The 8,641-nt window shown below is 57.4% G+C and carries 11 protein-coding genes; 1 reads left to right on the top strand and 10 read right to left on the bottom strand.

Annotated features, from left to right (window positions below; all coding sequences use genetic code 11):
* Window positions 1-291: 291 nt before the first annotated feature.
* The 6 genes from QMN93_RS24945 to QMN93_RS24970 all read right to left on the bottom strand — a co-directional run bounded on the left by QMN93_RS24945 (window position 292) and on the right by QMN93_RS24970 (window position 3,657).
* Entirely contained in the window at window positions 292-627 is a 336-nt protein-coding gene (locus QMN93_RS24945) for a hypothetical protein (RefSeq protein ID WP_063417585.1), read from the bottom strand.
* Between the two features lie 41 nt (window positions 628-668).
* Window positions 669-1,460, bottom strand: coding sequence for an N-6 DNA methylase (locus tag QMN93_RS24950; protein WP_063417586.1), 792 nt, complete (start codon window positions 1,458-1,460; stop codon window positions 669-671).
* A 40-nt stretch (window positions 1,461-1,500) separates the two neighbouring features.
* The gene (locus QMN93_RS24955) at window positions 1,501-1,701 is read right to left on the bottom strand and encodes a hypothetical protein (RefSeq protein ID WP_013087182.1); all 201 of its coding nucleotides are present in this window, start codon (window positions 1,699-1,701) and stop codon (window positions 1,501-1,503) included.
* Between the two features lie 87 nt (window positions 1,702-1,788).
* Complete coding sequence (locus QMN93_RS24960) at window positions 1,789-2,250, bottom strand: hypothetical protein (protein WP_107112190.1); 462 nt, start codon at window positions 2,248-2,250, stop codon at window positions 1,789-1,791.
* Between the two features lie 60 nt (window positions 2,251-2,310).
* Entirely contained in the window at window positions 2,311-2,625 is a 315-nt protein-coding gene (locus tag QMN93_RS24965; RefSeq protein WP_063417588.1) for a hypothetical protein, read from the bottom strand.
* Between the two features lie 870 nt (window positions 2,626-3,495).
* Window positions 3,496-3,657 (bottom strand): type I toxin-antitoxin system Hok family toxin, encoded by a 162-nt coding sequence (locus QMN93_RS24970; protein ID WP_017900895.1) that lies wholly within the window; start codon window positions 3,655-3,657, stop codon window positions 3,496-3,498.
* 71 nt (window positions 3,658-3,728) lie between these two features.
* On the opposite strand from QMN93_RS24970, the gene QMN93_RS24975 reads away from it, so the two are divergent.
* Window positions 3,729-4,808: an IS481-like element ISKpn28 family transposase gene (locus QMN93_RS24975; RefSeq protein ID WP_004220208.1), complete on the top strand. Its 1,080-nt coding sequence runs from the start codon at window positions 3,729-3,731 to the stop codon at window positions 4,806-4,808.
* A gap of 183 nt (window positions 4,809-4,991) precedes the next feature.
* On the opposite strand, the gene QMN93_RS24980 is transcribed toward QMN93_RS24975, so the two are convergent.
* From QMN93_RS24980 to QMN93_RS24995, 4 genes are all read right to left on the bottom strand, one after another.
* Window positions 4,992-5,738, bottom strand: coding sequence for a plasmid SOS inhibition protein A (locus QMN93_RS24980; protein ID WP_323620209.1), 747 nt, complete (start codon window positions 5,736-5,738; stop codon window positions 4,992-4,994).
* The gene (gene psiB / locus QMN93_RS24985; protein WP_063417520.1) at window positions 5,735-6,169 is read right to left on the bottom strand and encodes a conjugation system SOS inhibitor PsiB; all 435 of its coding nucleotides are present in this window, start codon (window positions 6,167-6,169) and stop codon (window positions 5,735-5,737) included. The genes QMN93_RS24980 and psiB overlap by 4 nt, the downstream gene beginning before the upstream one ends.
* 37 nt (window positions 6,170-6,206) lie before the next feature.
* A complete protein-coding gene (locus QMN93_RS24990) occupies window positions 6,207-8,219 on the bottom strand; it encodes a ParB N-terminal domain-containing protein (protein WP_323620210.1) in 2,013 nt (670 codons plus the stop codon).
* A gap of 67 nt (window positions 8,220-8,286) precedes the next feature.
* Window positions 8,287-8,641: hypothetical protein (locus QMN93_RS24995; RefSeq protein WP_323620212.1), on the bottom strand; the 355-nt coding region annotated here is incomplete at its 5' end.

The raw sequence follows: 8,641 nt of genomic DNA on the forward strand, positions 1-8,641 counted from the left end.
GGTGCGTCAGCAGCCGACCTGGCGGAGTGGGGCTCGACGACCGGACCGCCACGCGGGCCGGGAGCCGAAGGGGGCCATCGCCCTGCCCTGCTTTCTGGTTATGGCCATAACAAAGCTGCAGCTGAGAAAGTTAACCAGCAGGACGCCGGTTCTGAAGCCAGGTAAGGAGAGAAGTACGGTAGCGGGGAATGGCAGGAGCGCCGGAGGCGCTTTTGCCCTCCCCGTTTCCCCGAAGGGGATGCGTTTTTTTGCGGTTGCCCTGATGGTATCCACCAGGGCACAGACTCCCGATCAAACTGGTTCTTCGCTGTCACCTCCGTTTTCCTGCTCATAATGCATCATGGCCATATTCAGCAGGGCATTAAATCCGTCGATACCTGCCCCGTCAGGATCGCACTGTTCGCACAGGTGCAGAAGATTGGCCAGAAAATCCGTGATGACGGTTTGCACGCTCTCGCTTTCCCTGTTCAGCCCGGTTTTTCGGGCAAACTGCCAGAGCACATCTGCAGCCAGTGCAGCGTGATCGTCGTTGTTGCGGATTTTTAGCGGTTCAGGCTGGCCGTTGAGGCGTTCTGCCATGGTCTCCAGCACGGTCGCCGGAACAGCGTTCAGTGTGTTGCTTGTCATTTTTATCTCCCTGCGGCAGGTCTGCCCTGCCGCTCTGTCAGTCAGGCGGCCACGGTGGCCAGAAAGTTTTTCATTGCATCCAGACGACTGCGAAATGCCAGACGGCCCTGCCAGTCATTGAAGTAATACACGGGGGTGTAACGCACTCGGTTCGCTTTCAGGGTCAGCGTATTACCGGTCACGACTTTCGCGGGAATACCCAGCAGAGCCAGCTGGATAAAGGCCATATCAGCCACCATTGGATCGATGTCGGTGCAGGTGGCATACAGCTGTTCAGACGGGTTATATCCCGCTTCAGCCATCCAGTATGCAAAGGCAATGACCATACCGGCGCTGCCACAGGCGGGTTCATCAAGCGTCATCCACCCCTCACGCTTTATCGTCTCCTGAGCGCCGGGCATGAGTAGTCCGGCCATCAGGCGGGAGATGCAGGACGGCGAGAAATACTGCCCCATTTCGTCCGCGCCCAGCTCCTGCTCCATATACAGAGCGCCGAGGAAATCATGAATGTCACCCGCCAGCCCCTCCACCAACAGGCAGAACAGCTGCTTCATGGCGTCTAAATCGTCCGGCTGATACCGTGCGCAGATGCGACGGCTGTTTTCGATGTTCTCCGGCGAACGAATACGGGCCAGATCCAGCTCGCTGGCTGCCAGGGTGATGAAGTCACTGAACACTTCGGAACGGCGCAAATTTTTCGCCGTCTGGCGGAAGACACTGGCGAACTGTTTACGCGCCTCAGCTGGCGACAGCATCCGGGCCGGTGCGGAAGCCTGCGGCTGCGGATCAGCCTGGTCTGCCAGAAACAGGGATTCAAAACTCAGTTGTGACATGGTTTCTCCTTACCGGCCGCCCGCAGGCGGCCGCCTCCTGTTAAGCCAGTCCAAGCGCCGGGTAGACGCTGACAGCCAGACCACAGTCAGCATCGGTGGCGTAGCCCGTTTCGGCATTTACCACGGACAGGAACGGCTGCCACTGTGAGAAGCGCAGCGCGGGTACGCGAGCGCGTTTTCCGGCGCGGAGGGCATTTACAAATGCCTTCGCCTGTGCGACAGTTTGCGGGTCAAATTTCACGATCAATCTCCTTACTTTGGTTGTGATTGCCGGTTCACCGTTCCAGCGGCTACCCGGCGTTGAGAAAGCAGGGGCAACCCTGCTTTTTTAATGCGCGGAATTCAGCGGTGCATCGAGACAGAAACGGGTGATCACGTCGCCAATCAGCTCCCGGTGATGGCGGGTGTGCAGGTCATGGCACTCAAAGAAACGCGCGCCGTACCGGACGAAAATTGCGGTCACATCCCCGCCCGTAAACTCCATCGATTTGAACGACTCCCCGCCAAACCCTCTGCACCAGTCCGTAAGCGCCAGTGTCTCCAGCTGGTCGATGTACCGGGCCCCGGTGATTTCCACCCAGGGACGGCGATAGGCGTCATTCTGCTTTTCCTGTACCAGAGTCGCGGGGATCAGCTCCGCATCCGGATAGAGACGGCGCAGGGATTCCAGCGTTATCGCTTCATGCTGAGTCACCCACTGCCCTTCCAGCTGGGTTGCGCGGTCATAAACGGCGTTATGAGACGGAACGAAAAAGGCCATTGGTACAGCGGCCGGGGTGTTAACGTTCATATTTCTGGCTCCTGTCTTATGAGGTTCCGTGCGGCGGCTGCCGCACGGGGTGAACCGTGTTTAAATGTCGATACCTGCACGCGCGATCAGGCGCACAAACTGTTTGAAGTGGTCAGCTTCAGCCACATGGATATGGCGGAACTGTTTATCGACGCCGCTGCTGAGGGCGTAGAAATAGGTGCAGCGCATCGTTTCGGGGCAGCGTCTGCGCAGTTTCTTCAGCTCAGCCAGGCTGCTGAACTCCAGAACATCAGGTTCCTCCGCTGAGTTTTTTTTCTGCTCAGCGACGAGGATCGTGTACGACACGGTTTTTCCCCCTATCTTCCTGGAAGATTCGGGAGCGGCGGTTTTGACGTTGACGTTTCGTGTGTGCATCCTGGTTTTCTCCTGTGGTGATGGTTGTCCATCTCCCTGGTGAGTTCTCTCGCGGCAAAGGGCAAAGGAGCGACGGCGGGGCGGCAGGAGAAGGGCGCAGACAAAAGTTTTTGCGCCACGCAAAAAGTTTTGGCGGCGTGCATTTCACCCTTCGGATGACGACACGACGGTGCTACAAGCAGCCCTCCGCGTGAGGACGCACGGGGGATGGCCTCACCAGGTGAACAGGATGCACGCACCCGACACGGCGGAACGACGTGGCGGCCTTAAAGCGACGGCTCCGCCGGCGCGGTCAGGGCGGCCCGGCCTCCGGCCGGTGCAAGCCAGGGGGTTGACCTCAGCCATCAGACCCTAGCGTCAGCCCGAAACCCGAAGGGGTTCGGCGGAGCCCGGCGGGTGCGTCAGCAGCCGACCTGGCGGAGTGGGGCTCGACGACCGGACCGCCACGCGGGCCGGGAGCCGAAGGGGGCCATCGCCCTGCCCTGTTTTCGGGTTATGGCCACGGAGCTGCAGTTGAGGAAGTTAACCAGCAGGACGCCGGATATGACGCCCGGGATGAAGAACACAGGAAAAACCAGGCTGAAGCCAGGTACAGGCAGGTAACTCATGGCGCTCTGACTTCAGCAAAATCAGGCAGGAAAGGCAGGAATGTGGACAAGGCGGAGGGAGCAGAGGGGCAGCGCCGAAGGCGCGTCCCCCTTCCCCCGTTCCCCGCAGGGGAACAGCCCTTCCCGGAAGTTCAGGCGTGCGGTCGCGTCGGGAAGGAAAAAGGGGCTGACGGCGAACCGGCAACCCCTTCATAAAGGCGCTTCAGGCATATCAGAGCAACTCAGCTCCTGAAAAGGCGGGGTTTCCCCCGCCTCCAGGTTGCTACTTACCGTTGGATTCGTAAGCCAGGCTTGCCGCGACCTCCCTGTCCCCGTCCTTTAGCCGGAGTTCGCATAAGCGGTTCCGGGTCAGGCATGTGAATATTAAGAGCGTTATACACACGATTAATACGCACCAGATAAGGGCGTTTCGCGGCAGTTTCATGGTTTACTCCTCCTGTGTAAGTTCACACAGATATTGCAATTGCCTCAGAACACTAAAGGAGGGATTGCCAGATGTTGATGCAGCATATCGGTGTCGGCTATTTTGGGTATTACCGAGCAACTGCTTATGCGATGAAACACTCTCTTATGCCCGAGATTGCGAAGTTAAGAATGAAGGCTCTGAACTTCTGGGATAAGCACGGGATCCGTGCCGCAGCTGATGCTTTTGACGTATCAACGCGAACACTCTACTGGTGGCGCCGGTTACTGCGCACCGGTGGTCCAGAAGCACTAATTCCAAGAAGCAAAGCCCCTCTGGTTCGCCGTTCAAGGCACTGGCATCCTGATGTACTCAAGGAGATCAGGCGTCTGAGAACTGAGTTACCCAATCTCGGCAAAGAGCAGATTTTTGTCAGGCTGAAACCATGGTGTGAAGCGCGGCATTTTACCTGTCCCAGCACGTCAACCATTGGAAGAATCATTGCTGGTGCTCACGATAAAATGCGGATGATCCCCGTACGCCTCAGCGCCAGGGGCAAAGCCCGGTTGATAAAAAAACGCTCAGTGAAGCCCAGAAGACCAAAACAATACCGCCCGGTAAAAACAGGCGAACTCATAGGGATGGACGCGATTGAACTCAGGATGGGGGACCTACGCCGCTATATCATTACCATGATCGACGAGCACAGCGACTATGCGCTGGCCCTGGCGGTCCCTTCACTCAACAGCGATATTACCAGCCATTTCTTCAGCAAGGCCACAAAGCTCTTTCCTGTCGCTATCAGACAAGTTGTCACTGACAACGGTAAGGAGTTCCTCGGTAACTTTGATAAAACGCTACAGGAAGCCTCGATTAAACACATCTGGACCTATCCGTACACACCGAAAATGAATGCGACCTGTGAGCGATTTAACCGGACACTTAGAGAACAATTTATTGAATTCAATGAATTGTTGCTTTTTGAGGACCTGAATTTGTTTAATCAAAGAATGGCTGAATATCTGGTGCTGTATAACAGCAAAAGGCCACATAAATCACTCGAACTGATGACGCCAGTGGACTATATTTTACGTGAGAGTAAAAATTGCAATATGTGGTGGACCCATACACCTCCTTGCAAATTGCACGGTAAGAGGCCATACTGGTGTTGACTAGACATTCAGTGGGCCTCGTGGGTTAATGAAAATTAACTACGGGGCTTTCTGCTTTCTGCCACACAACACGACAACAAACCACCAACACGTCATGAGGCAAAAAGCCTCAAGCGCCATCGCCATTATATCCCGTTGTCGATCATCTGCCCAGGAATAACAGTCCAAAAACTGTATATATCCTCATGACTTCTGATGCGCCCCTTCCCCCTGCTGATTTTGCAACTTATTCGGCACCTGCCAGCGTTCAGCGACACGAACATGCTCAGGTGTTTCCCGGACAATAAACGGGATTTCGTACATCACTGCATACAGCGGCTCACCGCTGATGCGAAGCCAGTCAAGTTCCTTCAGCGACGCGAACCGCGACTGCCAGCGCCAGAACGGTCCGGCAAGCTCTGCCGCGTCAAACTCGTCGCTCCACCGGGTGTACCAGGTGCAGACGGTTTCCGGTGACTGAAAATTCAGGTCGATTTTTGCTTGCTCCAGCAGGTTCTGGCGCAGTTTCCAGCGCTGTTCGTACTCACGGGACTGGCGGCGAAGCTGACGCGTGGTCTTAATGCCGGATCTGTGCAGCCGTCGACCGGTGCGGGTGTGCATGACTTCCGGGAACAGTTCGGCCTGTACGTCAGCCGTGAGCGGCAGCGGGCAGGCTTCGCCACTGGTGGCGATCATCGTGTTAAGCGCCTCCTCGACCTGTTTCAGGTTCGAATGACGATTGTTTGGCACCCAGTGAAGGCCTGGTATTTTACTGGCCACCGTGGCGTTGAGGCGACCGCTGCCCGTGAGCAAGCGCAGAAAGGTACGCACATACGGCATGGCGGGCAGCCGTGCACCGCGTTCGCGGGCAGACTCAACATGGCTGATAGCCTGAATTGCAGCCTGACGGGCGGGCTTCAGGGAAACGAGCGCGTGTGAGGACGGGATCATGCTGTCACCTCCCCGCTCATCAGGTTCGCCACGGTGCTGGCAGTGCAGTTAAAGCGGCGCATACCTGCCAGCTGCGCGATCAGCCGGTTTATCCGGTCAGGCCGGAGCGTGTCGCTCTGGTAAAGGGTACGCACCACTTCCCCGCCGGAGGAGAGCAGCACCAGAAGCCAGTACGGCGAGACTTCGCCGGGGCTGCACACGCACAGATGCCAGTCATCGCTGCCGTCCGCGCTGAAGCGGCACTGGACGGGGAAGAAACCGCCGAACTCGCTGCGGAACTCGGCGCAGACGCGCCAGCCTTCAGGTGTCGACAGGAGGCCGGTCACGGCATCGCTGAGGGCGCGGCGCGCGTCCTCGCCCTGCTGACGGATAAACTCCAGGTCTGTGGCGGTCAGGGTGTTGATTCGGTTCAGGTCATATTGCATGGTCATGTCTGTTCCCGCCGCCCGAAGGCGGCGGCCTCCGGTATTAAGCAGCGTGGTCAGTGGTATCAGCGTCGGATTCAGTGGCTTCTTCAGCCTCAGCGGCTGGCGCAGGGCGCACCATCCAGTCAGGCAGCCAGCCCTGAGCATTCAGATCCTGTTCGGCGGCCTTTGCCGCATCGCGGCGCTTGAGCTTCACAACTTCACCTGCACGGGCACTGAGTCCGGCTTCTTCATAGGCTTTGCCAATCTGGGAAATCGTGAGCTTGCCGAAGTAGCTCTCAGCCCCCGGTTGCCACCACTTACGCAGGTCAAAGTCCAGCGCCGCTTCCAGCCCGTCCAGTTCGCTTTTCTGCGTATGGTTATACAGTCGTTCCTGAATACCGTTGATACCGTGCGCCGCACAGAATCCCAGCAGGGTGTTCACCTGCTCTGCTGACCATGACAGCAGCCAGGTGAAATCGAGATGCCAGTTTTCGGGCAGCGTTGCCTGAAGCGCTTTTTTCTGTGCCCTGAGCGCCGTCAGCGCCTTCCCTGTTTCACCGGATGGAGCCAGTGATGCAAGGTGATACTGATTCGAGGTCACATAGGCTTTCAGCGGTTCGCTGCGTTTACCGTAGGTGCGATCAAAGAGCGCAAGACACAGCGTCCACGTCAGGAGCGCCACCGATACGTCGGGGCGACCCGCCAGTTCCGCCTGAACGGCAAGAGTGCGCTCCGCAGACATGGCCTTAACCAGCGTTGCCGGATAGGCGTCAGCGGGAATGTCAGGCGTGGTGTGTCTGATTACGTTCTTTTCACGCTCCTGACGCGTCTGTTCTTCTGCTGCCCGGTCTTCGTCGGTCAGCCTGCGGATACCAGGCTGAACCTGAAAACTGTCACCATCCCATGACACCCAGATTCCGTGCGCGGCGCGAAATTCCGGCGTGGCTTCGCGATAAGTCGCCTCGCAGTGAATATCGTCAATCTGCTGCTGAAGCTCGTATTCGTCGTCATACGCCACACATCCTTCAATTGCATCTTCCAGCTCGTTAATACGTTGCAGCTCATCTTCGGTCAGTACAGGTTCCGGCATGGCAAAGCGATACTGTTCCCTGTCCTCGCCGCTGTGGCTGAGTTCCGTCATACGGAATTCTGACCAGCCCCAGCCCTGCTCCTGCTGAAGGCGGGCGGCAAGCACGGTGAGCTTGCCAGCCAGCAGGGATTTCACCAGCGCCGCATCGGCAAAGGTGCTGTCCCTGTCGCTGAACAGGTCGGCGGTCAGCGTACCGCCAGCGGCGGTATAGGCTTCCTCCCCCACATACTCAAACATCGGGTGACTGATGGCCATCTTGTCGTCGGTCACCATTTTGCGCAGGGTCTGTACGGCAGGATCGCGCCACTGTTCAACAGCCTCTTTCCAGACCTGCTCCTGACGCTCATGGGTATCAGCAAGGGTCAGGACTTCACACTGTTCAAGGGAGATTTCATCCCGCGCCAGCGCATCCAGCAGGGAGGGGGCAAGATTCGCCAGCTTCAGGCAGCGCTGGACGTGGCGCGGGTGATAGCCCATCAGTGCGCCGATCTGAGAGGCCGTTTTACCTTCCTGCTGAAGGGTACGAAAACCGATAATCTGCTCGGCGGGATGCATGTTTTTACGTCGGCCGTTCTCGTTCATCGAGGCCGCCACCGCCATCTCCACGGGCAGGACTTTCACCGGAACAAACGGTGTGTCTGCATCGAGCACACCGCGCATCACCAGAATGCCTGTGCCCCTGCGGCGACCTTCCCCGCCGACAATGCCGATCGTACCGTCCGGCAGTTCTGCACCGATCAGGTTTTGCAGGATGCCCATTGCCTGAATGCTGTCTGCCATCTCTTCCACTTCCTGATCGGTATGCGGAATGATGCGCGTGTTTAAGTCAGTGCGTGACAGGCGGGAGTACGGGAAAATTTGCACGGGCGTATCAGCGAGCAGCTGAACGAGCTTCTGCTCGGTAGTCTGCGCGATTTTCTCCGCTGTCTTTTTCGCAGGGGTGGATTTCGCAGGTTTTTTTGCCGTAGTATTGGTGGCGGCCATGATTTTTACTCCTGTGTTTAAGTGATGGTCCGCCGTGGCCGGATTGCCCTCCGGTCACGGCACCCGGTTAACCGGTAATGCGTTTAGGGTGTGCTGCCAGTGCTGCAAAGGACGGATAGCCGTCGAGTATCTGCATCATGACTTTTGCCCCTTCCAGCATCGCTTTATCCGTTTCGCTGGCACAGTTTTCACATACGTTGATCGTTGCCAGAATCCCCGATTTCACATCTGAAAAACGTTCATACATGCGGTTGCTGAACAGGACACGCTTGTCCCCTGCCATCACCTGCCAGTTGTTGCAGTCATTAAATCGGGTGTCCACGTTGTCAAACTCGACCACGTGGATGTCGCTGGCCTGAATGCGCAGCAGCTTCACGATTTCGGTGCTCTGCCCGACCTTACGGGTCGCCGGACGGGTGTTA

Source organism: Enterobacter sp. R-1.6.2 (genome assembly GCF_035064085.1).
Lineage (GTDB): Bacteria > Pseudomonadota > Gammaproteobacteria > Enterobacterales > Enterobacteriaceae > Enterobacter > Enterobacter asburiae_B.